28 protein-coding genes are annotated in these 25,491 nt (G+C 63.3%); 14 read left to right on the top strand and 14 right to left on the bottom strand.

What is annotated here, in order from left to right:
* Positions 1-4: 4 nt before the first annotated feature.
* Positions 5-214 (bottom strand): GDCCVxC domain-containing (seleno)protein, encoded by a 210-nt coding sequence (locus ACPPVP_RS26315; RefSeq protein WP_426525887.1) that lies wholly within the window; start codon positions 212-214, stop codon positions 5-7.
* Positions 215-318: 104 nt separating this feature from the next.
* Here ACPPVP_RS26315 and ACPPVP_RS26310 point away from each other — a divergent pair, with 104 nt between their 5' ends.
* The 6 genes from ACPPVP_RS26310 (at position 319) to ACPPVP_RS26285 (ending at position 3,916) form a co-directional block, all read left to right on the top strand.
* A complete protein-coding gene (locus ACPPVP_RS26310) occupies positions 319-681 on the top strand; it encodes an ArsR/SmtB family transcription factor (protein WP_426525885.1) in 363 nt (120 codons plus the stop codon).
* Positions 674-1,201, top strand: coding sequence for an arsenate reductase ArsC (locus tag ACPPVP_RS26305; protein ID WP_426525883.1), 528 nt, complete (start codon positions 674-676; stop codon positions 1,199-1,201). The genes ACPPVP_RS26310 and ACPPVP_RS26305 overlap by 8 nt, the downstream gene beginning before the upstream one ends.
* Positions 1,201-1,896 (top strand): aquaporin, encoded by a 696-nt coding sequence (locus ACPPVP_RS26300; RefSeq protein WP_426525881.1) that lies wholly within the window; start codon positions 1,201-1,203, stop codon positions 1,894-1,896. The genes ACPPVP_RS26305 and ACPPVP_RS26300 overlap by 1 nt, the downstream gene beginning before the upstream one ends.
* On the top strand, positions 1,893-2,300 hold the full coding sequence (arsC, locus tag ACPPVP_RS26295) for an arsenate reductase (glutaredoxin) (RefSeq protein WP_426525879.1): 408 nt from the start codon (positions 1,893-1,895) through the stop codon (positions 2,298-2,300). Before ACPPVP_RS26300 ends, arsC begins: the two co-directional genes overlap by 4 nt.
* Before the next feature lie 46 nt (positions 2,301-2,346).
* On the top strand, positions 2,347-3,606 hold the full coding sequence (locus ACPPVP_RS26290) for an adenylate/guanylate cyclase domain-containing protein (RefSeq protein WP_426525877.1): 1,260 nt from the start codon (positions 2,347-2,349) through the stop codon (positions 3,604-3,606).
* Positions 3,607-3,709: 103 nt separating this feature from the next.
* Positions 3,710-3,916: a hypothetical protein gene (locus ACPPVP_RS26285; RefSeq protein ID WP_426525875.1), complete on the top strand. Its 207-nt coding sequence runs from the start codon at positions 3,710-3,712 to the stop codon at positions 3,914-3,916.
* Here the strand turns inward: ACPPVP_RS26285 and ACPPVP_RS26280 are convergent.
* Positions 3,913-5,127, bottom strand: coding sequence for a multidrug effflux MFS transporter (locus tag ACPPVP_RS26280; RefSeq protein ID WP_426525873.1), 1,215 nt, complete (start codon positions 5,125-5,127; stop codon positions 3,913-3,915). The genes ACPPVP_RS26285 and ACPPVP_RS26280 overlap by 4 nt on opposite strands.
* Before the next feature lie 383 nt (positions 5,128-5,510).
* On the opposite strand from ACPPVP_RS26280, the gene ACPPVP_RS26275 reads away from it, so the two are divergent.
* The 3 genes from ACPPVP_RS26275 to ACPPVP_RS26265 all read left to right on the top strand — a co-directional run bounded on the left by ACPPVP_RS26275 (position 5,511) and on the right by ACPPVP_RS26265 (position 7,554).
* Positions 5,511-5,933 (top strand): GFA family protein, encoded by a 423-nt coding sequence (locus tag ACPPVP_RS26275; RefSeq protein ID WP_426525871.1) that lies wholly within the window; start codon positions 5,511-5,513, stop codon positions 5,931-5,933.
* Between the two features lie 131 nt (positions 5,934-6,064).
* Entirely contained in the window at positions 6,065-6,625 is a 561-nt protein-coding gene (locus ACPPVP_RS26270) for a TetR/AcrR family transcriptional regulator (RefSeq protein WP_426525869.1), read from the top strand.
* Between the two features lie 68 nt (positions 6,626-6,693).
* Positions 6,694-7,554 carry a DMT family transporter gene (locus tag ACPPVP_RS26265; protein WP_426525867.1) on the top strand — a complete coding sequence of 287 codons (861 nt, stop codon included), beginning with the start codon at positions 6,694-6,696 and terminating at the stop codon, positions 7,552-7,554.
* A gap of 169 nt (positions 7,555-7,723) precedes the next feature.
* Here the strand turns inward: ACPPVP_RS26265 and ACPPVP_RS26260 are convergent, their stop codons facing one another.
* Both ACPPVP_RS26260 and ACPPVP_RS26255 read right to left on the bottom strand, forming a co-directional pair.
* Positions 7,724-8,323: a LysR substrate-binding domain-containing protein gene (locus tag ACPPVP_RS26260; protein WP_426525865.1), complete on the bottom strand. Its 600-nt coding sequence runs from the start codon at positions 8,321-8,323 to the stop codon at positions 7,724-7,726.
* Positions 8,302-8,631, bottom strand: a complete 330-nt coding sequence (locus ACPPVP_RS26255) for a LysR family transcriptional regulator (RefSeq protein WP_426525863.1) — start codon at positions 8,629-8,631, stop codon at positions 8,302-8,304. The genes ACPPVP_RS26260 and ACPPVP_RS26255 overlap by 22 nt, the downstream gene beginning before the upstream one ends.
* 178 nt (positions 8,632-8,809) lie before the next feature.
* Here ACPPVP_RS26255 and ACPPVP_RS26250 point away from each other — a divergent pair, with 178 nt between their 5' ends.
* From ACPPVP_RS26250 to ACPPVP_RS26240, 3 genes are read left to right on the top strand one after another with little or no spacing between them, the layout of a single operon-like run.
* The gene (locus ACPPVP_RS26250; protein ID WP_426525861.1) at positions 8,810-9,556 is read left to right on the top strand and encodes an SDR family NAD(P)-dependent oxidoreductase; all 747 of its coding nucleotides are present in this window, start codon (positions 8,810-8,812) and stop codon (positions 9,554-9,556) included.
* A gap of 37 nt (positions 9,557-9,593) precedes the next feature.
* Positions 9,594-10,340 carry an SDR family NAD(P)-dependent oxidoreductase gene (locus ACPPVP_RS26245; RefSeq protein WP_426525859.1) on the top strand — a complete coding sequence of 249 codons (747 nt, stop codon included), beginning with the start codon at positions 9,594-9,596 and terminating at the stop codon, positions 10,338-10,340.
* A 20-nt stretch (positions 10,341-10,360) separates the two neighbouring features.
* Positions 10,361-10,993 (top strand): glutathione S-transferase family protein, encoded by a 633-nt coding sequence (locus ACPPVP_RS26240; protein ID WP_426525857.1) that lies wholly within the window; start codon positions 10,361-10,363, stop codon positions 10,991-10,993.
* A 137-nt stretch (positions 10,994-11,130) separates the two neighbouring features.
* Here the strand turns inward: ACPPVP_RS26240 and ACPPVP_RS26235 are convergent, their stop codons facing one another.
* From ACPPVP_RS26235 to ACPPVP_RS26210, 6 genes are all read right to left on the bottom strand, one after another.
* On the bottom strand, positions 11,131-12,375 hold the full coding sequence (locus tag ACPPVP_RS26235) for an MFS transporter (RefSeq protein WP_426525855.1): 1,245 nt from the start codon (positions 12,373-12,375) through the stop codon (positions 11,131-11,133).
* Between the two features lie 156 nt (positions 12,376-12,531).
* Positions 12,532-13,461, bottom strand: coding sequence for a PrsW family glutamic-type intramembrane protease (locus tag ACPPVP_RS26230; RefSeq protein ID WP_426525853.1), 930 nt, complete (start codon positions 13,459-13,461; stop codon positions 12,532-12,534).
* Positions 13,461-14,006 carry a hypothetical protein gene (locus ACPPVP_RS26225; RefSeq protein ID WP_426525851.1) on the bottom strand — a complete coding sequence of 182 codons (546 nt, stop codon included), beginning with the start codon at positions 14,004-14,006 and terminating at the stop codon, positions 13,461-13,463. The genes ACPPVP_RS26230 and ACPPVP_RS26225 overlap by 1 nt, the downstream gene beginning before the upstream one ends.
* Before the next feature lie 164 nt (positions 14,007-14,170).
* The gene (locus tag ACPPVP_RS26220; RefSeq protein ID WP_426525849.1) at positions 14,171-15,934 is read right to left on the bottom strand and encodes a flotillin family protein; all 1,764 of its coding nucleotides are present in this window, start codon (positions 15,932-15,934) and stop codon (positions 14,171-14,173) included.
* A gap of 2 nt (positions 15,935-15,936) precedes the next feature.
* On the bottom strand, positions 15,937-16,599 hold the full coding sequence (locus tag ACPPVP_RS26215) for an OB-fold-containig protein (RefSeq protein WP_426525847.1): 663 nt from the start codon (positions 16,597-16,599) through the stop codon (positions 15,937-15,939).
* Complete coding sequence (locus tag ACPPVP_RS26210) at positions 16,596-17,726, bottom strand: PspA/IM30 family protein (RefSeq protein ID WP_426525845.1); 1,131 nt, start codon at positions 17,724-17,726, stop codon at positions 16,596-16,598. Before ACPPVP_RS26210 ends, ACPPVP_RS26215 begins: the two co-directional genes overlap by 4 nt.
* 119 nt (positions 17,727-17,845) lie before the next feature.
* Between ACPPVP_RS26210 and ACPPVP_RS26205 the strand changes: the two genes are divergently transcribed.
* A complete protein-coding gene (locus ACPPVP_RS26205) occupies positions 17,846-19,240 on the top strand; it encodes an Nramp family divalent metal transporter (protein ID WP_426525843.1) in 1,395 nt (464 codons plus the stop codon).
* 12 nt (positions 19,241-19,252) lie between these two features.
* On the opposite strand, the gene ACPPVP_RS26200 is transcribed toward ACPPVP_RS26205, so the two are convergent.
* From ACPPVP_RS26200 to hemB, 4 genes are all read right to left on the bottom strand, one after another.
* Positions 19,253-21,781 (bottom strand): ATP-binding protein, encoded by a 2,529-nt coding sequence (locus ACPPVP_RS26200; protein ID WP_426525841.1) that lies wholly within the window; start codon positions 21,779-21,781, stop codon positions 19,253-19,255.
* 184 nt (positions 21,782-21,965) lie between these two features.
* Positions 21,966-22,742, bottom strand: coding sequence for an arginyltransferase (locus ACPPVP_RS26195; protein WP_426525839.1), 777 nt, complete (start codon positions 22,740-22,742; stop codon positions 21,966-21,968).
* Positions 22,743-22,929: 187 nt separating this feature from the next.
* Positions 22,930-23,502, bottom strand: coding sequence for an RDD family protein (locus tag ACPPVP_RS26190; protein WP_426525837.1), 573 nt, complete (start codon positions 23,500-23,502; stop codon positions 22,930-22,932).
* A 241-nt stretch (positions 23,503-23,743) separates the two neighbouring features.
* The gene (gene hemB / locus ACPPVP_RS26185; protein ID WP_426525835.1) at positions 23,744-24,805 is read right to left on the bottom strand and encodes a porphobilinogen synthase; all 1,062 of its coding nucleotides are present in this window, start codon (positions 24,803-24,805) and stop codon (positions 23,744-23,746) included.
* Positions 24,806-25,020: 215 nt separating this feature from the next.
* Here hemB and ACPPVP_RS26180 point away from each other — a divergent pair, with 215 nt between their 5' ends.
* Complete coding sequence (locus ACPPVP_RS26180) at positions 25,021-25,491, top strand: DUF6163 family protein (RefSeq protein WP_426525833.1); 471 nt, start codon at positions 25,021-25,023, stop codon at positions 25,489-25,491.

Here is a 25,491-nt window from a genome sequence, read left to right as displayed (position 1 = left end):
CGAACTAGCGACAGCACGCGCCTTTGCCGTCCTCTTGAACGGGCGGACATGGCACGGTGCCGTAGGAACAGAACACGCAACAGTCGCCGGGAAGTGGCTTCAACCGCTGACTGCATTCCGCGCAGTCGTAGTAAAACTGACACGCATCGGTAGGCATGGTCTCGGTCGCTCGGTGTCCGCAAGCGGGACAGGTCAAGGTCGATTGCAACTGCATCACCCATCCTAAATGGAGATGGGGCAGTTTCCCAAATCAACTCGTGGTCAAATACGGAAGTGTCTCGGGTTGACATGGGGTTATATATCGATAAGTCTGGATATATGGAATCAGAGCAAGCCATTCTCGCGCTGGCCGCGCTCGCCCAATCCACCCGTCTCGATGTGTTTCGCCTGCTGGCGAAGCACGAGCCAGAGGGGCTTGCCGCTGGTGACATCGCCAAAATGCTGGCAGTCCCGCAAAACACGATGTCTTCGCATCTCGCCATCCTGTCCCGCGCGGGGCTGGTGACGGCGCGGCGTATCAGCCGCTCGATTGTCTATCGTGCCGATCTCAAGGCCTTCCAGGCGGTGGTGCTGTTCATGCTGCGGGATTGTTGCGACGGGCGGCCCGAGATCTGCGGGCCGCTGATCGAAGACCTCACGCCTTGCTGTCCACCGAAGACAAGGAGGAAAGCGCATGTCTGATCGCATCTACAACGTTCTCTTCCTGTGCACCGGAAATACCGCCCGTTCGATCCTGGCGGAATCGATCCTGCGCAAGGATGGTCATCGCAACTTCCGCGCTTTCTCCGCCGGCAGTCAACCGAAGGGAACGGTCAATCCATTCGCGATCAAGGTTCTCGACCGTCTCGATTATCCCACCGACGGGCTGCGCTCGAAGAGTTGGGAAGAATTCGCGCGAAGCGACGCGCCCGTGATGGATTTCGTTTTCACGGTTTGCGACAACGCGGCGGGCGAATCCTGTCCGATTTGGCCGGGACAGCCGATGACGGCGCATTGGGGGATCGAAGACCCGGCGGGCATAAAGGGGACGGACATCGAGAAGGAAGCGGCCTTCGTCGCGGCCTTCCGCTATCTCAAGAATCGCATCGCCGCCTTCACAAGCTTGCCGTTGGAAAGCATTGACCAACTGTCGCTTGGGGCCAGATTGCGCGATATCGGCCGCGGCGACGGTTCGACCTCGGGCCGGGAGAAGGCCAGCTGATGTCCGAATTTGATCTGCCGCGCCGGCTCTCCGCCGAAGCGCTTGGCACTGCGCTTCTTGTCGCGACTGTCGTCGGCTCCGGCATCATGGCCGAAACCCTGACGAAGGATGTCGCGCTGGCGCTGCTTGGCAATACGCTGCCGACCGGAGCGATCCTGGTGGTCCTCATCAGCATTCTCGGACCGATCTCGGGCGCGCATTTCAATCCTGCGGTATCGCTGGTCTTTGCCTTGAAGGGCGAACTGACGCCGCGCGACGCGCTGGGTTACGTCGTCGCGCAAGTAGCCGGGGGGATCGCCGGAACCATGATCGCGCATGCGATGTTCGCGCTGCCGCTGATCGACGCCTCGCTGAAAACGCGAACCGGCGGCGCGCAATGGTTCGCGGAGGGCGTCGCCGCGTTCGGCCTGGTGGCGACCATCCTCGCCGGTATCAGGTTCAACCGCGCCGCGGTGCCGTGGCTGGTCGGCCTCTACATCACCGCGGCCTACTGGTTCACCGCCTCGACCTCATTTGCCAATCCCGCGGTTGCCATCGCACGCTCGATGACCAATACGTTTTCCGGCATTCGCCCCGCCGATCTTCCCGGTTTCATCGCGGCCGAACTCTGCGGCGCCGTCGTGGCGCTGATTTTCATGAACTGGCTGCTGCGCGGGGCAGGCGAGGCGGCAAAGACCACGGAGGCCCGGCCATGAGCGTGACCATCTATCACAACCCCGCCTGCGGCACCTCGCGCAACACGCTGGCGATGATCAGGCAGAGTGGTGAGGAACCCGAGGTGATCGAGTATCTGAAGACGCCGCCGAGCCGCGCCCGGCTGGTGGAGTTGATCGGCGCACTCGGCATCTCGGCACGCGAGCTGCTGCGCGAGAAGGGCACGCCCTATGCCGAACTGGGCCTTGCCGATCCCAAATGGAGCGATGACGAGCTGATCGACTTCATGCTGGCTCATCCGATCCTGATCAACCGGCCCATCGTGGTGACGCCAAAGGGCGTCCGGCTGTGCCGTCCCTCGGAGCTGGTGCTAGACCTGCTCGATAACCCCGTCCAGTCCTTCGTCAAGGAGGACGGCGAGGCGGTCACGCGCGCGAAGGGTTAAAGGGCGCAAGGCTTTTACTCGTCACGATTGCGCGGCATAATGGCGTATGGAACTCACGCCCCGTCTGCGCCTGATGAACTGGCTGGTCAGCCAGGGTCTCACAGGCCTGCCCGAAAATGACCTGATCCGCGGTTTCTGCGAACGCTGCTGCGCTGAAGGCCTCCCCGTGTCGCGCGGGATGGTCTTCATCGATACGCTGCACCCGATCTTCGAGGGCCGCGGCTTTCGCTGGAACGACGCCGACACCAACGAAAGCGATGTCTTCGAATATGGCTCGACCAACGAGGGCGAGGCCGCGGAGGCGTGGCGCAGTTCGGTCTTCTATTACATGCTCGAAAACGGCCACGAGGAACTGCCGGTCGAGCTCGCCAACGGCGTGGGCCCCAATTTCAAATTCATGGGCGATCTCGCCGAGAAAGGTCACAAGCATGTAGTGGCCTATGTGCATCGGTTCGGCGAGGCCGGCACCATGGGGCAGATGGATTGCGTCTATTCCTATTGGGTGACCCGGCACGACGACGGCTTTGGCGCGCAGGGACTGGCGGCATTGCGCGACCTGGTGCCGGTGCTGGGGCTTGCGATCAAGACCGCGGCGCAGGCCGATATCGCCAAGACGCTGGCCCGGGTCTATCTCGGGCGCGACGCGGCCGAACAGGTGCTGCGCGGCCGGATCGCGCGCGGCGTCACCGAGCGCATCAACACGGTGCTGTGGTTCTCCGACCTGCGCGGCTCGACCGCGATCAGCGAGAGCATCGAGCCGGATGAGATCATCCCGTTCCTCAACGATTATGCGCAGGCCTCGATCGATGCGATTCACGACGCCGGCGGCGAGGTGCTGAAGCTGATCGGCGACGGCGTGCTGGCGATGTTTACCCACGAGAACCTGGCGGCGGCCAAGCGCGCCGCGCTGCGCGCCGAGCACCGCTTCCGCCGCAACATGAAGGCGCTCACCGCCCGCCGCGTGGCCGAAAGCCGCTCGGTGACGACGGCTCATGTCGGCCTGCATGTCGGCGAGGTGTTTTACGGCAATATCGGCAGCGATGACCGGCTCGATTTCACCGTAGTGGGACCGGCCGTCAACGAGGTCAGCCGCATCGCCTCGATGTGCCGCTCGGTCGACCGGGAGCTATTGATGTCCTCGGCGTTCCGCGCCGGCCTCGATGCGGCGGGGCGAAACTACCTGGTGTCCACCGGCCGCTATGCGCTGCGCGGCATCGGCCGCGCCCAGGACCTCTATACGCTGGATCCGGACATTGCCGCGGACGAAGTCGTGGCCGGGAAGTATGAGCGGTATCTGGCGTCTTGAGGCGCTTCCGAGCCGTGCCGATTTGACGGCATCTTGACCAGGATCAAGAGCTTCGCGGGCATTTCCAGGCACAAGGCTCCAAACTGGAAAATCGGGAGCCGGAATGTCAGCAACGGAAATCGCCGAGCGTCACTTTTCTGCTGCCATGGTCGAGGCCGGAGCAGGCCATGACGCCGTTTGCCGGGCGCTGCTCAGTCTTGTTGTCGCAAAATATCTCGAGAGCCGGCAGCTCGCCGACGTTCAGTCGGAACTTCGCTTTGTCGCCGACAATTGCGATCCTGACACCGACTTCATGTTCATGCGGCCCTAGCGGGCTTTGGCCCGCAGCGTGTAGAGCCCGACCGCAGAAAGCGAGAACACCGTCAGCACCACGCCGAGCGCGAACAGCGCCTCATGCGAGATCGTGGCGGCAAGCCAGACGCCGATCGCGGCCGTCATCATCTGCCAGAAGCCGACGAGGGCGGAGGCCGCGCCCGCCTTTTCGCCGAACGGGGAAAGTGCCTGCGCCGTCCCCAACGGATTGACGATGCCCATGCCGAGCAGGAATACGCTCATCGCCGCGAGGAACGGCAGGAAAGACGGGCTGTACAGCGCGACCAGCAGCATCGCGATGCTGCCGGTGGCTGCCGCGAACAATCCGCCCCGGATCGAGCGGTCGAGCCCGTAGCGCGGCGCCAGCTTTGTCGCGAGCATGCCGGCGGCGAACACGATCAACACGGTTCCCGCGAAGAACAGGCCCAGTTGAATCGGCGTGAAATGCATCGCCTCGATCAAGATGCGTGGCGCGGCCGAGAAGATCGAGAACAGGCCGCCCATGATCAGGCTCACGGTTGCGGCCGGCACCACGAAGCGGCGATCAACGATCAGGTCAAAATAGTTTTTGGCGATAGCGAGCGGATCGAGCGGCGTCCGCGTCGCATGGTGGGTCTCGCCGAGCACGGTGCCGTAGGCGAGGGCGCCGAGCGCGGCGAAGGCCGCGACCAGCACGAACTCGGAACGCCAGCCAAAATAGTGATCGAGCGCGCCGCCGAGCAACGGCGAGAAGCCGGGTGCCGCCGCCATTGCAATCATGATCAGCGCCATCGCGCGCGCCAGCGCCGCGCCGGAGAACAGGTCGCGGGCGATTGCCCGGGACAGCACCGAGGTGGCGCACGCTCCGGCCGCCTGGATCACACGGCCGGCCAGCAGGCCTGGCAGATCGGTGGCGAGGGCGCACCAGATGCTACCGGCGAAGAATACCGCGAAGCCGATTAGCACCGGCCAGCGGCGGCCGTAGCGGTCCGAGATCGGCCCAACCACGAGCTGGCCTACCGCGAATACCGCCAGGAAGATGGTGATGGCGGAGGTGACCGCAGCACTCGATACCTTCAGCGACGCCGCCATTTGCGGCAGCGACGGTAGCAGGATGTTGGTAGCGAGCGTTCCGGTCGCGGCAAGGCCGGCCAGCACAGCGATCTGCAGGACGGTCGAGGAGGCCTCGGCGCGGGGCGGGACGTCGATCGCGGCGCTCTGGTCGGTCATGGAGGGGTTCCCTGGTCTGTATGGTTTAAATGATATGTATCATATAAAGTGGGGCGGGAAAGCAACAATCGACCGCGTATCGGGACTTTGGAAGAAAATACGCGCTCACCCCATCATTGCGAGCGAGGCGAAGCAATCCATTTGACCACGGAGAGAATGGATTGTCTCGCTGGACCGGGATGTTGTGTGATCGGGTCGAACCACGATGGGCTTCGCACGGCGCGGACGGATTCGGCCTGATGCGGATGCCAGGCGGAGCCTGCTTGCGTAATCAGCCCGTGACAATTATGCCGGTGGTCTCGAAGCGTCGCGAGATATGGCTTCCAGCTGAATGAAGATCACGCCGCCGAGGTATTCGTTCCAACTCATCCTGGCTTGGTTCCATGACTGATCCTCACACATCCCTGACCGGCGCCTGCTACTGCCGTGCTGTCACATACACGGTTGCCGATGCATTCGAATATGCCTTCATCTGCCATTGTTCGGATTGTCAGCGCACGACAGGCTCGGCGTTCAAGCCATTCGCCGGGATTGCCGCGCACCATCTGTGTCTGACATCCGGGCGGGAGGAGATCGAAAAATTTGGCGACGAAGCGAACCACAACGCATTCTGCAGGAAGTGCGGTTCGCTGCTGTACTCCGTTGTGCGCGGCGGCAAATATGTCCATGTGACACTCGGAACCCTGATTGAACCTCCGGCCAGGACGCCAAGCGCGCATATCTTCGTGCGTTCGAAGGCTCCGTGGCACGTGATCGGAGACGCGCTGCCGCAGTTCGAGCAATTCCCGCCGGCGGTTGGCAAATGAAGCTCAAGGGGCGGCTTTTGCAAAGTAGACGAAACGGCCACTTGTGATTTAAAGACCAATTGGTCTATATATCGGCAATGAGCCGCCAGACCCCAGTGCCGTTGCTCCGTGGCCGCCCCCGAAGTTTCGACATGGAGGCCGCTGTCGAACGCGCGATGGGCGTGTTCTGGTCGCGCGGCTATCACGCCACGGCGCTCCCGGACCTTCTTCGCGCGACAAAACTCTCGCGTGGCAGCCTTTACGCTGCTTTCGGTGACAAGCACTCGCTCTTCCTGCGTGCGCTCGATCGCTACATTGCCGATGCCCTGACCCGGATGGACGTCGAACTCGATCCACGCTGGGACCCGGTCGACGGCCTGCGGGCCTACCTTGCCGGCTACGTCGACCGCACGACCGGCGCCAAGGGCCGGCGCGGATGCCTGCTGGTGGCCACAGCCATGGAACTGGCCGGCCAGGATGCTGAAGTCGGTCGTCGCGTCGCGGGCTTTTTCAAAGCCATGGAGGCCAGGGTGGCGGATGCACTTTCCCGTGCGAAGACGGCGGGCAAGCTGGCTGATGGCGTTGAGCCTTCAAGCGCTGCTCGAATTCTCGTCTGCTTCGTTGAGGGGCTGCGCGTGGTTGGCAAAACGGCGCCGGCGCGGACCACATCGCAATCCACCGCTGACGCTCTTCTCGACCGCTTCATGAAGTAACAGCCCTGGGGCCCCCCTCTTTTGGCACGCCGATATCTAGACTGATCGGTCTTGAAAGGAAGAATGCCATGTCTGCGATCCAGATCCTCTTCGCGGTGGCTGTTCCCTTGCTCTGGGGTTATCAGTTCGTGGCCATCAAGGTGGGCGTAACGGAGTTTCCGCCTCTCTTCTTCCTCGCACTGCGCTTCCTGGCCATCGCGCTGCTGCTTGTTCCGTTCGTCAAAAGGCCCGCGCGTCAACAGTTCGGCCCGATCGCAGCCATTTCTATTTTCCTCGGCGGACTGAACTTCGGGCTGTTCTATGTTGGCCTTGGGCTCGGCTCGGGAAGCATGTCAGCCGTCGCATATCAACTCGCTACGCCCTTCACCGTCCTGTTGGCCTGGCCGCTGCTTGCGGAGAGGCCGTCTCTCACCACGTCCACCGGAGTGGTGATCGCATTCGTCGGCGTGGTCGTATTGGCAGCCGGGCCTGGCCTGTCGGCAAACGCGCTTCCGCTGTTGCTTGTGATCGGGGCAGCCTTCGCATTCGCGGTGTCCAACGTCCTGACGAAACGCTACGGCCCTTTTGATCCCCTGATGTTGATGGGGTGGTCGTCGCTGCTCACGGTGCCTCAGGTCATGGTGATGTCGTTGCTGTTCGAGCATGGCCAACTGGCGAGCCTTGTCACGGCGGATGAACGTGGCTGGCTGGCGCTCGCCTACACCATTTTCATCGGAGGAATTGTCGGGTTCGGGCTTTGGTTCTGGCTGATCGGCCGTTGCTCCATGACCCGTGTCGCCCCCTTCGGTCTACTGCTTCCGGTGTTCGCCTTGATTTCGAGCGTGTTGTTCCTTGGCGACCGCATGACTCCAAAGTTGATTGTCGGTGGGCTGCTCGCGATCTCTGGCGTCGCCATTACACAGATAAGACCGAGCGCTCGACCAGTTTGAACCCCGGAAGAAGTCGCGTCGTGGCGACTTCGGGGTTTGGCATTCGCCATGCTGCGCCGCTTTCATCGCTCCCGAGCACGGAGCATTCAACGGCACGAACACATACTCCGCTACGCTATTTCCTGACGAACAAACCGGGTCGGGTCATCAATTGATCTGAGCACCGCGATCACCTGCCATCGCGACTCGAGGCCTGAAACTTGATCGCTTCCAGCTTCGAGAGCAAAAACTTCAGCAACGGAGAGCTGTTAGCTTCGTTGTAACCGATCACAAGATCGACCATCGGTGCTGCGCCCTGGATTGGACGGCTGGCGATGGTTTTAGGCAGCAGATTTTGCGCATAGAGCGGAAGCAGGCTGATGCCACCCGTTGAGGCTATCAGCGAGATCGCCATCGCCAAATTCTCTGCCTGATGCGCAGGCTTGATCGTCAGTCCGTTGCGCTTGAAGAAATCCTCGATTGCGGTTCGCAAGGTCGGCGCCCGCACCGGGGACACGCCGATATAGGGCTGACCCGCCAGATCCTCCGGCCGAATCGCGCTGCGTGCAGCGAGCGGATGGTCGCGCGGCATAAAGACCAGCACCGGATCATGCCTTAGCAGTTTGAATTGCACCCCCGGTGAGTGCTTCTCAGGACGCATGAATGCCAGGTCGATCTTGCCGCGCACCAGTCCAGCGGCGAGGTCCGGCGAGTCCTCGCTATGGATCGTGATTTCGGTGCTCGGTAGTTTGCTGCGCAGGATACCCATCACCGCCGGAAGCCAATCCATTTCGTAGCCGGTGAGAAATCCGATCGAGAAGGATGATTTTGCCGACTGAGCGGCACGCCGCGCGGCTTCGCTTGCGGCCTGACCTGCAACAGCGCCACTCGCGCGTGATCGAGGAATACTCGCCCTGATGGCGTTAGTTCGATGCCGCGCGGTCCGCGGATGAGCAACTGCACGCCGAGCTCCAGCTCAAGATCATGGATCTGACGGCTTAGCGACGGCTGCGCGGTGTGGAGGCGTTTCTGGGCAGCCACCGTGAGGCTGCCTTCTTCGGCCACGGCGACGAAATAGCGGAGGTGTCGGAGCTCCATGAGCTAGTCCTGAAAAGTATGGCCCTGACCTTACAAAGTCTTTCTCCGGGACGCCAGTCTTTCCTAAATCTCCTGCAGCAGAAGATGAAACTACTCAAGTCCCGCACAGGCGCGCTTGAGTTGATCGCGCCAGATAGGCCGGATGGGTATATCGGCCGAACCACTAAGGAGAATTATTATGAACAATCCCGTCGTCCTGATAACCGGGGGTATCACCGGCATCGGCCGTGCCACGGCGCTGGCCTTCGCCCGCGTAGGCGCCCGGGTGGTCATCTCAGGTCGCCGCGACGATGCCGGCATGGCGGTTGCAGCCGAGCTGCGCGCGCTTGGCGCTGAAGCGGAATTCATTCGCGCCGACGTGCGACGCGAGAGCGACGTGGAGGCGTTGGTCGGGCAAACGGTCAAGCGGTTCGGCCGCCTCGACGTCGCCGTCAACAATGCCGGCACCGAGGGATCGCCCGGCCCGGTGACCGAACAGACCGCAGAGAGTTATGCGGCGACCTTCGATACCAATGTGCTCGGCGTTCTTCTTTCGATGAAGCACGAGCTCCGGGTGATGCAGCCACAGGGCTCGGGCAGCATCGTCAATATTTCCTCGACCATGGGCAGCCGGGGCGCGCCGAATGCATCGCTCTACACCGCGAGCAAGCACGCCGTCGAAGGCCTGACCAAATCTGCCGCGCTGGAGGCCGCCGCCTTCGGCGTTCGCGTCAACGCGGTTGCGCCCGGCCCGGTGGAGACCGCGATGCTCAACCGCTTCACCGGCTCGGCCGACCGCAAGGCTGGAATGTTGGCCGGCATCCCGCTCAAGCGCGCGGGCAAGCCCGAGGAACTCGCCGACGCAATCCTGTTCGTGGCCTCGGACAAGGCGTCGTTCATCACCGGCCAGATCATCAGCGTCAATGGCGGCAAGACCGCCGCGTAATCCATTCACGACAACCATCGACATCAGGAGATTAGTGATGACCGACCTCATCAGCCGAACCGCGCTGGTCACCGGTGCCTCACGTGGCATAGGCCGCGCCACCGCCCGTGCACTGGCTCACGCCGGCGCCCGCGTCATCGTCCACTACGGCAATTCTGCCAAGGATGCGGACTCGCTGGTCGCCGAAATTCGTGAAGCTGGCGGGCAGGCCGACGCCGTCGGTGCCGACCTGTTGGCGCCCGATGGCGCGCACAAGCTTGCGGCGGAAGTCGGCAAACTTGTTGGCGGCAAGCTCGACATTGTTGTGGCCAATGCCGGCATTGCGGTACCCGCCAGCATCGAGGCGCAGACCGTCGAAGACTTTGACCGCATGTTCGCTGTCAACGTCCGCGCACCGTTCTTCCTGGTGCAACAATTGTTGCCCTTGATGACGAAAGGCTCCAGCATCGTGATGACGTCATCGCTGGCAGCGCGGGCTGCAGTGGGCCAACTACCCGCGTATTCCGCCACCAAGGGCGCCATCGATACGCTCGTGAAGCATTTTGCCTCGCTGCTGGGATCACGCGGCATCCGCGTCAACGCCGTCGCGCCGGGGATCATCGACACCGACATGTCGGAGTTTTCCAGGACCGAGGAGGGGCGCAACTACGCTCTCGGCATGCAAGCGCTTCAACGTATCGGTCATGCGGATGACGTCGCCGATGTCGTGACTTTCCTGGCGTCGGATTCGGCGCGCTGGGTGACCGGCGACACCGTCCAGGTGGGCGGCGGTTCGAAACTCTGACGCCGGGACAGGAAAGCGACATGAAACTATATCAGTCCAGCGGCTCACCTAATTCGCGCCGCGTCAGGATCTATCTGGCGGAGAAGGGCATCACGATGTCGGTGGTGCCGGTCGATCTCGGCGGAGGCGAACAATTCTCCGAAGCCTATGCGGCGATCAATCCGCGCCGCGTCGTTCCTGCCCTTGTTCTCGACGACGGATCGACCATAGGCGAAGTACCGGCCATCATCCGCTATCTTGAAGAAACGCATCCCAACCTGCCGCTGCTCGGAGATACACCGAAGGAAAAAGCGGTGATTGCCATGTGGGAGCGTCGAATGGAGCAGGAAGGCTTTGCCGCAGTCATGGAGACGGTTCGCAATGGTGCCTCCGGTCTCAAGGGGCGCGCCATCGCAGGACCGCATGGCTACGACCAGATTCCGGAATTGGTCGAGCGCGGCCGGCGTCGCATCGCCAATTTCTACGGCGATCTAGAGACCCGTTTAGCGGAAGCCCCTTTCATAGCTGGGTATCAGTTCAGCGTTGCTGATATCACGGCAGTTGTCGCAATCGACTTCGCGACAAACGCCTTGAGTCTATCGATACCGGCAGAAAACGTGGCATCGAAGCGTTGGTACGACTCTGTGACTTCGCGTCCAAGCATGAGCTTCTAGGGCTCTGAGCGCACAGGAAGCCGATCCGACATCGATGCGCGCAGCCTCATGACTTGTCCGCATTCGGCACTTTTCGGAAAGTCGCGTCGCGGCGACTTCCGGGTTTGGACCTTGGCGGACATGGTCGCGCATTCGCCTCAACACCGCGCCGGCTCGCCCACCATGTCCGGCTGCCGCGCCAGCGCGACGGCCGGCGAGACCCAGATCACCAGCGCCTGCGCGCCGAAGATCGCGGCTGCCAGATAGAGGCAGGCTTCCGCGCCATAGAGCCCGCCGACGATGGCGCCGAGCGCGGAGCCGAGTGGACGGGCGCCATAGCTCATGATGTTGATGGCAGAAACCCGTCCGAGCAGCGACGGCGGCGTCACCGATTGCCGCAAGGTGGTGGTCGAGATCACCCACAGGATCGGACCTACGCCAAGCAGGAAGAAGCTCAAGCCCGCCAGCAGCGGCGTCGGCACGATGGTGGTGAGTGCCATCACGGCGGCGGCGATAAAACCGGTTACCGGTCCGAGCCCGATCACGGTGCCGAAGGCCAGCCGCTGCATCACCCGCGTCGCCGCGAGCGCACCGACCACCATGCCGACGCCATACATCCCAAGCGTCACGCCGACGCCTGCGGCCGACAGGCCGAGGCGGTGCACGGCGTAGGGCACGAATACGGCCAGCAGCAGGAACGAGGCCGTGTTGAAGATGAACTGCGTGATGAACACCGGCCGCAGCAGCGGGTGATGCAGCACGAACGCGGCGCCTTCCTTGATGTCCTGCAGCGGATGGCGGCGCGGCGCGGGGGCGCGTGCCGGTTCATAGATGCCGGACAGCAGCTCGACCGCGATCACGGAGAGCGCCGCGGCAAATCCGAACGCGGGCGCCGCACCAACCCACCCAACCAGCACGCCGCCGAGCGCCGGCCCGCTGGCGAACGCGATCGTGCGCGCCAGTTCGATCCGCGCATTGGCTGCGGGCAGTTGTTGCGAGGTCACCAGTGACGGCACCAGAGCGGGCGCGGCGACGCTGTAGGCGACCGTTCCGCACACCGCGATGAAGCCGAGCAGCGAAAGCAACGGCAGCGTCATCTGGCCGAGCCAGATCAGCAGCAGGATGCCGGCGAGCGCCGCGGCACGCAGCGCTTCGGAGCCCGCCATCACCCAGCGCCGCGAGATGCGGTCGGCGAGGAGACCTGCCGGAATCGCAAACAGGATGAAGGGCAGCGTCAGCGCCGTCTGCAGCAGGCCGGTCTGGCCTTCGCCGACGCCGAGCAGCAGCACGGCGACGATCGGCGCTGCGGCGAGCGCGATCTGTTCGGCGGACTGTGCAGCGAGGTTGGACCAGGCCAGTCGGTTGAACGTTGCGGGCAGACGAGGTGTGTCGGCGACGGACATGGTGAAATTCCCTGAAATTCGATCTGTCCTCATTGTCTGGTCCGGGGACGATCAAACCCACCCGTTTCCCGACAAGGCCAGGCGCGGCTCAGATCGAATTTCAGGAAAGATCGGGTTCCGGAGACGCCAGTTGGTCGGTCTCCGGCGTCAGGGCGCCTAATCAAGTGCCTGTGCGGCCGCGGCGGGCCGGCTATTGCGACGCTTCAAGCCGGTGAGGACCGAATCGATTCCGAAGGCGATCGGGAAAATGCTCAGTGCGATCGCGACCGAGGCAACTTCGACTCCCTTGGCATGGAACGCCCATGCCGCAAGCGAGGGCCCGGCGGTCAGCACCATCGCTCCGCCGGCGATCAGCCAGCCAGCAGATTCGATTGACCGGTCGTCGCGTCCTGCGGCGCGGTCGGCTGCGACCGCCTTCGCGAGCACCCGGTTGCACAGCTTGATGACGAAGATCGAGGAGGCGACGATGACCAAAAGCCACGACACTCCAAACCATGTTATCGCGATGTCCTTATGCAATGCGAGCAACGGAAAATCATACGCCGCGTGCAGCAGGACCGGCACGATCAGCGCCAGCCTCACGTCCTCGGCACGCTCGCTCAGGCGCGCTCTGATCAACAGCGCGCCCATCGCAAGTCCGTCGATGCCGTGGCCGGGGACGGCGGTGATCGCCCGCAGCGCTGCAGTCATTTTCCAGCCGCCGGCCGAGATGACGAAGAAGAAGTTCTCGAGGGTGGCAAAGCCGAGCGAGACGGCAAGCGCCAGCACGAGGAGATCCTGCAGGCGGCGTACGTCGACGTGCTTTTCGGCGAGGCTGACGAGAACAAAGAATTTGATCGATTCTTCCGGGATCGCTGCGACCAGGACCGCTGTGATGGCCGCTTCCGCGAGCGTGCCGGTCCGCTCCAGCGGCAGGACATAGCTGAGCGCCAGTTCAATGACGACCGCCGCCAGCGCGCTCACCGCGCCGATCAGAAACGCATTCCAGGTCGCTTCAGACTTCCAGCTGTCGCGCGCCTTGGCGATCCCGTAGGCCAGGATGACCAACGGCGGGGTAATCGCGGCCAGCAGGACGATGAATTTCATCAGTGGCCGGCTTTGGGGCCCATGGTCGCGGCCAGGATGACGAGGGCCAGCAGGGCGGCGTAGAGCAATCCGGCGAAGATGCCGGCGGGTAACGACACGCCGCCGGCGCGTTGCAGATAATCGCTGCGCTCGGCGCCGATGAGCCCCAGCGTGTCGGCTTTGATGATCCGGTTGAGGGCGTAGGTGACATACCAGCCCTTGGCCCATACTGCGAACAGGATAGGCAGTGCGCTGCCGGCCGAGCCGAACAGATAGCCCAGGATGATCGGCAAGATGATGATCATCGCGCCATAGGCGTACATCTTCCGATAGAAGAACCACGTGAACGATCCGAGGAAGACCGGCCAGCTCCACGATTTCGGCGCGGTTCGGCGTGCACCGGTTCCCGATCGCATTTTCTCGTAAGTATCGAGAAACACCTCGGCGCGCGGCCCGAAGAACGTCGTCAGGTCCGCATAAACCCGATGCTGGTCGACCTCGTCAAGCAACTCGGCCGCTTTTTTGGCGCGTGGCTTGGACTCGGTATTGTCGGCGATGTCGGTCATCGATCACCTGGGATGCTGTGGCGGGCGCACAAAATATGCTCAAGCCGACAAGGCGGGAATCGGGGTGCACCTTTAAGTTGGCGTGAAGCCTCGACCCCGTCAACGACGAGCAGGGATCATCGTTGACAGATCTTGAAATCGCGACGCTCGGCGTTCCGGTTTGATTACGATTTGGGTCCGAGCGTCGCCTTGGCCGTTCCCGAGATGGTCGCGGGCGGCGTTATCACGTCATCGGCATCCACCGCAGGCGGCGGCTCGGCGGGACCTGCCAGCTGTTGTGCCGCCAGCGCGTTGGTCAGGCTGGTCAAAGCGTCCGGACCGGCGGCGAAACCGCCCTCGACGAGGATCTTGTCGATGATCGGCTTGAACGCCGAGACCGACAGCAACTGCGCCGCAAGTCCGTCGCCGAGGCCAAGGCCGTTGCCATGGCCGTTCATGGCGCCATTGCCGCCGCCGCGGCCGAGCAGGCCACCGGTGTCGAAGATCCGGATGTCGGAAATCTTCTCGATCGGCTTGACCGCTTCGGCCAGCGCATTCGGGATGATGTTGATGCGCGCCAGTGTGAGATCGTAATCGACGATCGCCTGGGAGAGCTTGTTGCGGGCTTCCGCCTTCAACGCGGCTACCTCGGCCTCGGCCTGGCCGAGCGATTTGACGCCGGCCGCGCGGGTGGTCGCCGCATCGGCGTCGGCCCTGGCCAGCATGGTGATCGCTTCCGCCTTGTTGGTGGCGGCCTGGTTTTCGGCTTCCGCCATCACGGTGATCGGCATCGCATCGGTTTCAGCAGCCTTGCGGGCCGCGATCACGTTGATGATCTTGTCGCGCTCGGCGATTTCGGTGGCGCGGGCGGTCGTGACCTTTTCTTCAGCCGCAATGGCGAGCGCACGCGCGGTTTCGGCGATGGTCTGGGCCTCGGATTGCTCCTTGCTCTTGACCGCCACCGCGATCGCGCTCTCCTGTGCGACGATCTGCAGGTCGCGATCCATTTCGGTATTGCGGCGCTTCACCGCGAGATCGGCCTCGATCTTCCTGGTGTCGCGCAGCTGATTGGCTTCGGTCTGCTTGTTGGCGACCGCGAGTTCCTGCTGGATGCGATATTCCGCCTCGTTCTGCACGGCGGTCTGCTCGACCTGCGCGGTTTGCGCGCGCATGGCGGCGGTCTTGTTGGCGATGTCGCGCTGCTGCGCCAGCTCCGCCTCGCGCTTGGTGGATTCGATCGTCAGCGTGGTCTGGCGGGCGACGAGGTCCTGCTGGGCGATGTTCACTTCGGTGGTGCGGACGATCTGGTTACGTTCCTGTTCGCGCTCCCTTGTGACCTTGGTCAGCGTCGTCAGGCCGTGAGCATCGAAGAAATTGCTCGGGTTGAAATGCTTGATGTCGCTCTGGTCGAGCCGCGTCAGCGATACCGATTCGAGTTCGAGGCCGTTGTTCTGGATGTCAGCGCCGACAGCATCCTGCACCGCCTTGACGAAGGTAGCGCGCTGCTCTTGCAGCTCTTCGAGGTTCATGGTGGCCGCCACCGACCGCAGGCCGTCGACGAATTTTGCTTCGACCAGCTCGCGCAATTCGGCGGCATCATTGGTGCGGCTGCCGAGCGTCTGCGCGGCCAGCGCGATCGACGACGCATCGGGCTTGACGCGCAAATAGAATTCGGCGCCGATGTCGACGCGCATGCGGTCCTTGGTGATCAGCGAGTCCGGTCCGCCGCGGGCGACCTCGAGCCGCAGCGTCTTCAAATTGACCGCCGCCGTGGAGTGGAAAACGGGAAGAACGAGCGAGCCGCCGTCGAGCACGACTTTCTGGCCGCCGAGGCCGGTGCGGACATAGGCTTCGTCACGCGTCGAACGGCGGTAGAGTTTTGCGAGGAAGATGCCGATAATAAGAACAACGAGAACGCTGATAACGACGGGTACTGCAAGTTCCCACATATTTATGCCCTGTGTGATGTTTGCTGTTGGCTAATGAGGTCGGCTGGTGCGGAAATGGCGATGAAGCTTTTGGCGTCGCGGTCGACGAGCAACACGCTGGCGCCGACCGGAAGCGGGGTGGATTCGGGACTGGCGCGCGCCACCAGAGAGTGCCAGTTGCCGAAGACATCCTTGAGACGGACCTTGCCGGGCAATCCCTGGTCGAGCGGCCCGATCGAAACCTCGGCGACATGGCCGACGAAATCGGCCTCGTCTACCGCATAGGTCTCGTCGCGCGGCATGATGCGGGCGATACCGCGGCTACTCACCCGGATCGCCGGCAGGCTGAGCGCTGCGGCGGCAAGCGCCGCAAGTGTGACCGGCACGGCCATGCCGGCGCTGTGTGCAATTCCTTGCAGCAGGAAGCCCGCGATCGCGAACACCCCGAGTGCCAGGATCATCAGGATCAATAGCGGCAGCCGCCCCGCATTGATCCAGAGGAACAAGCCGCCGATGGCGCTATGGCTCTCGGTTTCGAGCGAGAAATCCTTGCCGATGAGTTCGCTGATCGAGAAACCGATGATCATCGTCAGCAATTCGATGCCACCCAGGGTAAGCATGATAGCGGCTGATATCGCAAAGGGACGTACGTCGGGCGCCAGCAGGATATCGGTCACTGCACTCATTGCTGCGATTTGATCCTTTCAAGCCTTGCTGCGATTTCCTTTTCGCGATGCAGGCGGTCGAGTTCGTCAAGCTCCTTGTCGCCGAGCACGCTGGAAGCGGGCACGCCGGTGACGCGTGCGATCGCCGCCATGGCTCGGTCGGCACTCATTGTTTTAGTCGTGGCAACTGCCCGTCCGGTTTCAAGTGGCGCCGGCTGCATCAGGCTCGCTTCGAGATCGGCGAGACGGGTTTCGGCTTCACGTCGCGCGCCAAGCATCGCCTGCAAGGCCTTGGTCTGCTCATCGATTTCGAGTTCGACGAAATCCATCGCGCGTTCGAGCGCAATCTTCTGCGACTCCAGATCAATTTGCCGTGCGACGCCGGCGCGCGCGAGATCTTCGCGGTTTTCCGCAAGTGCGAGACGGATTTTTTCTGTTAACCCTGTGACCTCGGCGTCGAGCTCCTGCTGTCGGCGATTCAGTCGGAATTCCTCGGCACGCGATTTGCCGAGTGCATAGCGCGCTTCGTCGGCGCCGGCGTCGATCTCGCGGATCGCCTGTTTGACCAGCGCGAGCTTGTTGCTGTTCTCGGCATTGTCGATGGTCTGGCTGGCGATGGCGGCGAGAAGCCGGCCCATACGTGCAAGGATGCCTTCGTGAAGCATGGTCTTCTCCTCCGGTTGAATTGATTTCGATTTGACGGCGATCTGGATTTCGTAGGCGTGGCCGTCTGAGACCAAGTGAGCCGGGAAGGGACCTTCCCAGCCGGCAACGTAGCCCGGGACATCGAACGGGACCAAGACGCGTCCCTGCACAGTGCTAATGGTCAGTGAAGTTGGACCCTTGATCGCAAACAACTTGTCGTCGAGCGGAATCCGGCGCACGGCCCTCGCAGCTACATAGAAGGCGCGGTCGCGCAGGCCCAGCGTCACCAGCCGCGCCGGCAGGCCGGTTTCGACGCGGATTTTTTCGTAAGCTTGGGCGTGAAGCGCGACGAGGTTGGCGCCAACTGGCGCAACCTCGGCGAGGATCGCCATCATCCGGTCGTAGGCGGTAAAGGTCGCCTCGATGGCGGCGATGCCGGCCTCGTCGGGGGCGAGTGCGTATCGCAGCGTGGCCGTGGGCGTCTCGACCGGGATCTTGATCATGCTTTCATCATAAAGCACTTCCTCAGTACTTTCCATATCGCGCCGGTATCATTTTCGTGATTGCTAGATGCAGTTGCAAATGAGTTGCAATAAGGGGGGATATCGGTCATCTTGGCGAAATGGACGCCCGCACGCCTGCACTTGGCTCGAAGCCCCCGATTGAGAGTGTACCGATGACCGACACGACTGCCGCCGGCTGGCGCGCGGACGCCGCCGCTGGCACCCAGCGGAGCCTGCCCGAGGTCAATTCGACCATTTCGGTACCCTTTGGCGGGCATTGGTCGCGCCGGCTGCTGGCCTTCGTCGGTCCCGGCTATCTGGTCTCCGTCGGTTACATGGACCCGGGCAACTGGGCGACCGATCTCGCGGGTGGGTCGAAGTTCGGTTACACGCTGCTGTCGGTAATCCTGCTCTCGAACCTGATGGCGATCCTGTTGCAGGCGCTCGCCGCGCGGCTTGGCATCGTCACCGACCGCGACCTCGCGCAAGCCTGCCGCGCTAGCTTTTCGCGCCCCGTCAACTTCCTGCTCTGGCTGGCCTGCGAGGCCGCCATCATCGCCTGCGATCTCGCCGAGGTCATAGGCACCGCGATCGCCCTCAAATTGCTGTTCGGCATTCCCTTGATCGGCGGCGCGCTGATCACCGCGCTCGACGCCTTCCTGCTGCTGTTGCTGATGAACAAGGGCTTTCGCTTCCTCGAAGCCTTCGTCATCTCGCTGTTGATCGTGATTGCGATCTGTTTTGGGATCCAGATCGTGGCCGCCGCTCCGTCGGTTGCCGGGGTCCTGAAGGGTTTTATGCCCTCGACCGAGATCGTCACCAATCCCGAGATGCTCTACATCGCCATCGGCATCATCGGCGCCACCGTGATGCCGCATAATCTCTATCTGCACTCATCGATCGTGCAGACCCGCGCCTATGAACGTAACGATGAAGGCCGCCGCGAGGCGATCAAATGGGCGACGACGGATTCGACGATCGCCTTGATGCTGGCGCTGTTCATCAACGCCGCAATCCTGATCGTCGCGGCCGCGACGTTCCATGCGACCGGCCGCACCGAGGTCGCCGAAATCGGCCAGGCGTATGAACTGCTGTCGCCGCTGCTCGGCCTCGGCATGGCCTCGACCCTGTTTGCGGTAGCGCTGCTCGCTTCCGGCCTGAACTCGACGGTGACCGCAACGCTGGCCGGCCAGATCGTGATGGAAGGCTTTTTACATCTGCGCCTGCCGAGCTGGGCGCGGCGGCTATTGACCCGCGGCATCGCCATCGTTCCGGTCGTGATCGTCACGGCCCTCTACGGCGAGCGCGGCACCAGCCAGCTTCTGGTTTTCAGCCAGGTCATCCTGTCGATGCAACTGCCGTTCGCGGTGATCCCGCTGGTGAGGTTCGTTTCCGACCGCCGCAAGATGGGCCAGTTCGCGATCTCCCGCTCGGTCGCCGCGGTGGCGTGGATCGTCGCCGCGATCATCGTCGCGCTGAACGTAAAACTCTTGTTCGAGACGTTCTTCGGCTGAGACGCTGCCGCCTCACGCGTCGCTGGGCTGGTTGCCTGCAATCGCCCTGCGAACCATCTGTGCGAGGTCGCTGGCGCGGAACGGCTTCGATAGCAACAGGACGCCCGGGTCGAGCCGGCCGTGATGCACGATGGCATTCTCGGTATAGCCGGACATGAACAGCACCTTGAGGTCCGGCCGCCGCCGCTGGGCTGTGTCGGCGACCTGCTTACCCGTCAGCGCACCCGGCAGGATCACGTCAGTCAGCAGCAGGTCGATCCCGGCGCCGTCGTCGAGAGCCGCCAGGGCTTCCCTGCCATTGCCGGCCAGTCGCGTCCGGTAGCCAAGCTGCCGCAACTGCTGCACGACGAAATCGCGCACCATTGCATCGTCCTCGACCACCAGCACGGTCTCGTTGCCGGTCTGGTCCAGTTCGGCCGCGGTGGCGGGAGCTTCCACCAGCGCCGTGGTCTCGCTTCGCGGAAGATAGAGTTTTACGGTCGTACCGTGCCCGACTTCGCTGTAGATCTTGATGTGACCATTCGACTGCTTGATGAAGCCGTAGACCATGCTTAATCCGAGCCCGGTTCCTTTGCCGGTTTCCTTGGTCGTGAAAAACGGTTCGAACACGCGATCGAGGATGGCGGCAGGAATGCCGGAGCCGGTATCGCTGACGGCCAGCAGGACATAGGGGCCGGGCCTGGCATCCGCGTTCAGCCGCGCGTAGTGCTCATCCAGCACGACGTTGCCGGTCTCGATCGTCAACTTGCCGCCTTGCGTCATGGCATCGCGCGCGTTCACCGCCAGGTTGATCAGCGCAGCCTGCAACTGCGCGGGATCGACCATGGTCAGCCAGATCTTCTGTTCCGGGCTGGTCTCCAGCTCCACCTGTTCGCCGAGGGTTCGCCGCAGCAGATGGTCGGTTTCCAGGACGATCTCGTTCAGATTGACCACGCGCGGCTGCAGCGGCTGCTTTCGCGAGAAGGCCAGTAGACTGCGCACGAGATCAGCGCCGCGATCGGCAGCCTTCAGCGCGATCTCGGCCGTCTCGCGGGCGCGCGCGTCCGCACCGGGCCATTCGGCCAGCATGTCCAGATTACCGATGATCACGGTCAGGAGGTTGTTGAAGTCGTGGGCGACGCCACCGGTGAGCTGGCCGACGCCTTCCATCTTGAGCGCCTGCGCCAGTTGGCGTTCCGCCATCCGGCGATCGGTTACATCCTGGCAGATGGCGACGACTCCGGCCGCTGAGGCGCGCGTGCCCTTGTCCTGAAACCCTTCGGACCAGATGATGCGCACGCTGCCGTCCGGGCGCGCGATGCGAAATTCCTGGCGATACGGCCCGCCGCCTTCGGCGCAGCGCGCGATCGCTTGGCTGAGCGGCTGCCGGTCGGCTTCATGCACGGCCGCAAGGAACGCCGGCAGCGGAATTTCCTCGACGGGCTCCGGCCAGCCGAAAATGGCGGCGATCTGCGGCGATGGCCGCACCGTAGCGGTCGCGACGTCGAAGGTGACGGCGCCCATGTGAGCGATCGACTCGGCCAGCAGCAACTGCCGCTCCCGGCTTGCCAGCCGCAATGTCGCGGTGTGACGCGCCCGCAGCAATTGCAGGATTGTCGCGGTCGCGATCGCGAGAACCAGAAGCTCCGCAGCGAGGAGGCCGCCATCGACGGCGAGATTGTTGCGCCATTCCGCGGACGTCGCCTTGCGATCGAGAGAGACCGCAAGCAGCAGTCCGGGCGATGGCAGGGCATGGAAGGCAGTGATGAGGGGACGCCCGTTGGGGCCGGATTCCTCGTCCAACAGGCCATCGGCCTTGCCGGCCCGGAAAGCCCGGTAGACCGGGTCATCCAGCGCGGGTTCGCCGATTGGGTCCTGCGACGACGGCTCGCGGAACAGAACCTGCCCGTCAGGATGCAGGATGCGGATCAGTCCACCGGGACCGACATCGATCGAGTGGTAGAATTCGCGCAGCTGCGGCAAGCGCATCGTGGCCACAGCTATGCCTTGGAACGTGTCAGCCGGGCCTTCCAGCCGTCGCCCGAGAGGTATCAGCATCTCGCCGGTCACGCCCTTGAAGGGTCTGTCCGCCACCATTCCGGCATTCGCCTGGCGGCGGAGGGTCTGAAACAAATAGAGATCCTGCCGCGACTGACCCAGGACGTTCGCGACCGTCGAATGCCGGATGACGCCTTGGCTGTCGGTAACGCTGAGCGATCCCGTGTTTGGCAAGCCGGCGATCGCGCCCGTCAGCACGGCGCTCCAGTCGCCCGCGTCGCCGGACGGACCGCCCAGCCGCGCGCTGGCTGCTCCGATCTGCACCAGTGAGGCATCGAGCGCGGCCACCGCCTCCTGCATGTGGGCGCTCAGAATGTAGACCAGGTTGGTCGCCCGCCGTTCGGCCTTGGTGCGGGCCGTGCGATAGCCATTCCAGGCCTGGAAGGCCTGCACGGCGAGAAGCGCCAGCGCGAACGTGACCGCTGCGAAGACGATCCGTCGCTGCAGCCAGTCGTAAGATGCTTGAGCTGGCATCGTGACGGCCGAAGGGCCCGGTTCGTTCATGAGGGCTGACTGCTCCAGCGACCGTCCCGCGTGTGAATCACTCATCGACCGTTATCACGACACGCTACTACAAGCTGAAGGTATTCGGTCCAGGATGCCGATGACGGGCTTGAAGGTGTCGGGATGTGGTTTCGCTGATGACGGGGATTTGGCGCGGCATGAAACTCAGCGGTGGATTCGCCGCTCAGTCCTGCGGCTCGGACAGCATTTCGCCCGATGCGTCGATCCGCAGCCAGCCTGACGGCGCCAGCCGCTGCTGCGGCAGGAAGCGGCCCTTGTAGTCCATCTTCTTGGAGCCCTCGATCCAGTAGCCGAGATAGACGTAAGGCAGGCCTAGCCTGCGGGCGCGGGTGATGTGATCAAGGATCATGAAGGTGCCGAGCGAGCGGCTCTGCTGCGACGGCTCGAAGAACGAATACACCATCGACAGCCCGTCGCTGAGCACGTCGGTCAGCGCCACCGCGATCAGCTCCTCGCCGCGGCCGGTGATGCCGGTATCGATGCCGCGCTTGCGGTATTCGATGATGCGGGTCTCGACATGGCTGTCCTCCACCATCATCGCGTAGTCGAGCACGGTCATGTCGGCCATGCCGCCATGGCGGTGACGCTTGTCGAGGTAGGCGCGGAACACCGAATACTGCTCCGACGTCGGCACGGCGCTGCGCTGTTCGCCGACGATGTCGGCATTGCGCGCCAAAACCTTCTTGAAATTGCGCGAGGGGCGGAATTCGTTGGCGACCACGCGCACGGAGACGCAGGCCCGGCACTGGTCGCAGGCCGGGCGGTAGGCGATCGACTGGCTGCGGCGGAAGCCGCCATGGGTCAGGAGGTCGTTGAGGTCGCCGGCCTTGTCGCCGACCAGATGCGTGAAGACCTTGCGCTCGTGCCGGCCCGGCAGATAGGGGCAGGGCGAGGGCGCCGTGAGATAGAATTGCGGGGTGTCACGCGAATGCTGGGTCACGAGGGGTCGTCAGGCCTCCGAAACAGATCACAACCATACGCTTTCGCGCGAAGTAGACACCGGTTCCCGTTAAGAAAACGCATCAAAACGAAAAAAGAGCCGCTCCGGTCCCGACACATTTCCGGGACCGGAGAAACTCTAGCATCGCGCCGGCAGGGCCGACCGTCAATTACAGTTTGCGGCTCGCTCAGTAGCTGCTGCGGGCCGAAGGCACTACCTGGGTACGAACCGAGCTGTTGATGACTACGGTTCCCAGGATGATGTCGTGCAGCAACCGGCGGCGGCCGTTGAACAGCCCAACCAGCAGCACCAGCGGCGTCAGGAACGAGACCGAGACCCAATACAGCACGGCATGGCAGGCGCCGAGCACGAAATAGCCCGGTGCGCCGTACCAGGTGCGCACTTCCAGATCCATCGCGCGCATGCCCATAGTAGCCGAATGCGGCCCGCCGATCGAGGCGCCGTAGTAGACGATCGCCCACACGATGGTAGCCGGCCACGCCAGCCAGAACAGCATCCAGCCGAGCCCGAGCGTGATCACACCGAACACGGCAATGAAGATGTAGCCGAGGATGACAGGAACCGACAGCACGACGAGATCGATCAGGAACGCAAACACCCGCCGCGTCAGCACGCCGCGAAACAGTTCCGGCTGCAAATCGGGATCAAACGCATGGGGCGGCACTCCGCCGTCGTTCCGCCAGGCGCCGCCGGCATTTGAAGCGCCGCCGTTGGTATTGCCAGAGCCGCTATAAGACATGGTCTGTCCTCCAGGCCAGATATTCCCGACCGAAACATGGGAGCCGTCCGCGCCGCCGCCAAGGGCCTGCGACCATTAACAGCGTGCAATATTCGGGGGTGGGCCCAATGTTTCGTCGTCCCTGCGAACGCAGGGATCCATAACCACCGCTGCACATTGCAGCAAAGGCAACCGGCCCCATCGTTCTATCGATAGGCCGCCGCGTATGGGTCCCTGCGTTCGCAGGGACGACAGGGGAGACTTACCCGCCCGCCTTCAACCTCTCCGCCGCCTTCGGTGCAAAGTACGTCAAGATTCCATCCGCCCCGGCGCGCTTGAAGCCGAGCAGGCTTTCCATCATCGCGCGGTCGCCGTCGATCCAGCCATTGTTGGCGGCGGCTGCGATCATCGCGTATTCGCCGGACACCTGGTAGACGAAGGTCGGCATCGAAAACGTGTCCTTCACCCGCCGTACCACGTCGAGATAGGGCATGCCGGGCTTCACCATCACCATGTCGGCGCCTTCCGCGATGTCGAGTTCGACTTCGCGCAGCGCCTCGTCGGTATTGGCGCTGTCCATCTGGTAGGTACGCTTGTCGCCTGTCAGCGTCTTTGCCGAGCCGATGGCGTCGCGGAACGGGCCGTAGAAGGCGGACGCATATTTCGCCGCATAGGACATGATCTGCACGTCGAGGAAACCCGCCTCGTCCAGCGCATCCCGGATCGCGCCGACGCGGCCATCCATCATGTCCGACGGCGCGATGACGTCGCAGCCGGCTTCCGCCTGCACCAGCGCCTGTCGCACCAGCACCGCCACCGTCTCGTCGTTGAGGATCTTGCCGTCCTCGATCAGCCCGTCATGGCCGTGGCTGGTAAAAGGATCCAGCGCGACGTCGCAGAGCACGCCGATGTCAGGGAATTCCTTCTTGATCGCGCGCACCGACTGGCAGACCAGGTTGTTCGGGTTCAGCGCCTCGGAGCCGGTCTCGTCGCGCAGGGACGCCTCGGTATAGGGGAACAGTGCGATGCAGGGGATCTCGAGCTTCATCGCGCGCTCGGCATCGCGCACCGCCTGATCGACGGTGAGGCGGTCGACGCCGGGCATCGAGGCAACAGGCGTGCGCGTGTTGTTTCCGTCGACCACGAACATCGGCCAGATCAGGTCGTTCGTCGTCAGCACGTTTTCGCGCACCAGCCGCCGCGCCCATTCCGCCTTGCGGTTGCGCCGGGGACGGATCGCGAGGTCCAGCGAGGTGGAGGCGAGGGCGGTCTGCCGCCGCGGGGCGTCACGCATTTCGATCGGACGCCCGAATTTGATCGCCATATGATGGGTACTCCTGAAGGCGGCGGGTCAGTTTTGATTTGTTCCAATTCTAGCACCTTGCGACTTCCCCGTCACCGCACCTTGATCTGCCTCATGGGCGATTGATTTTGCCGTTCCGGCGGGCCAAGACAGGGCTATGAGAGCATTTGGGGTCACGAGTCCATTCCAGCCCGCGGTGAGCCCCGATTTCGAGGTCGGCTTCCAGGTCAGCTGGCATGTCTGATGCGTCGGCGCGCGATCAAGGGCGGGACAAGGGCCGGGACGCGATGTCGATGGCGGCGATGTCGTCGGAGCGGATCGAGCCCGACGAGAACGTGTGGACGCGCCGCCTGGTGCTGTTCCTGCGGATCATGGCTGTTCTCTCTATCCTGAAGGGCCTGTACCACTGGGCGCAGGTCACGGGATTCATCGGCGGCGAGGAAGAGGCGTTCGAAAACCAGTCGATGGCCTGGCAGACCGCGACCGTCTATTTCGCTGTGATCGAGCTCGTCGCCGCTGTCGGCCTGTGGCTTGCGACGCCCTGGGGCGCGGTGGTCTGGCTCACCACCGTGGTGTCGATGGCGGTGATCGAACTGATGTTTCCCGGCATCTATGGCGGCAGCCTGACGGTGGTGGGATTGGAAGCCGTGATGCTGGCGGCGTATCTGGCGCTCGCCTGGATGGCCGCGCGCGAACGCCCGCCGTAG

Origin of the sequence: Bradyrhizobium sp. McL0615 (assembly GCF_049993905.1) — a bacterium.
GTDB lineage: Bacteria > Pseudomonadota > Alphaproteobacteria > Rhizobiales > Xanthobacteraceae > Bradyrhizobium.
The sequence above is the reverse complement of the archived record's forward strand: the minus strand, read 5'-3'. Positions and strand labels throughout refer to the sequence as shown.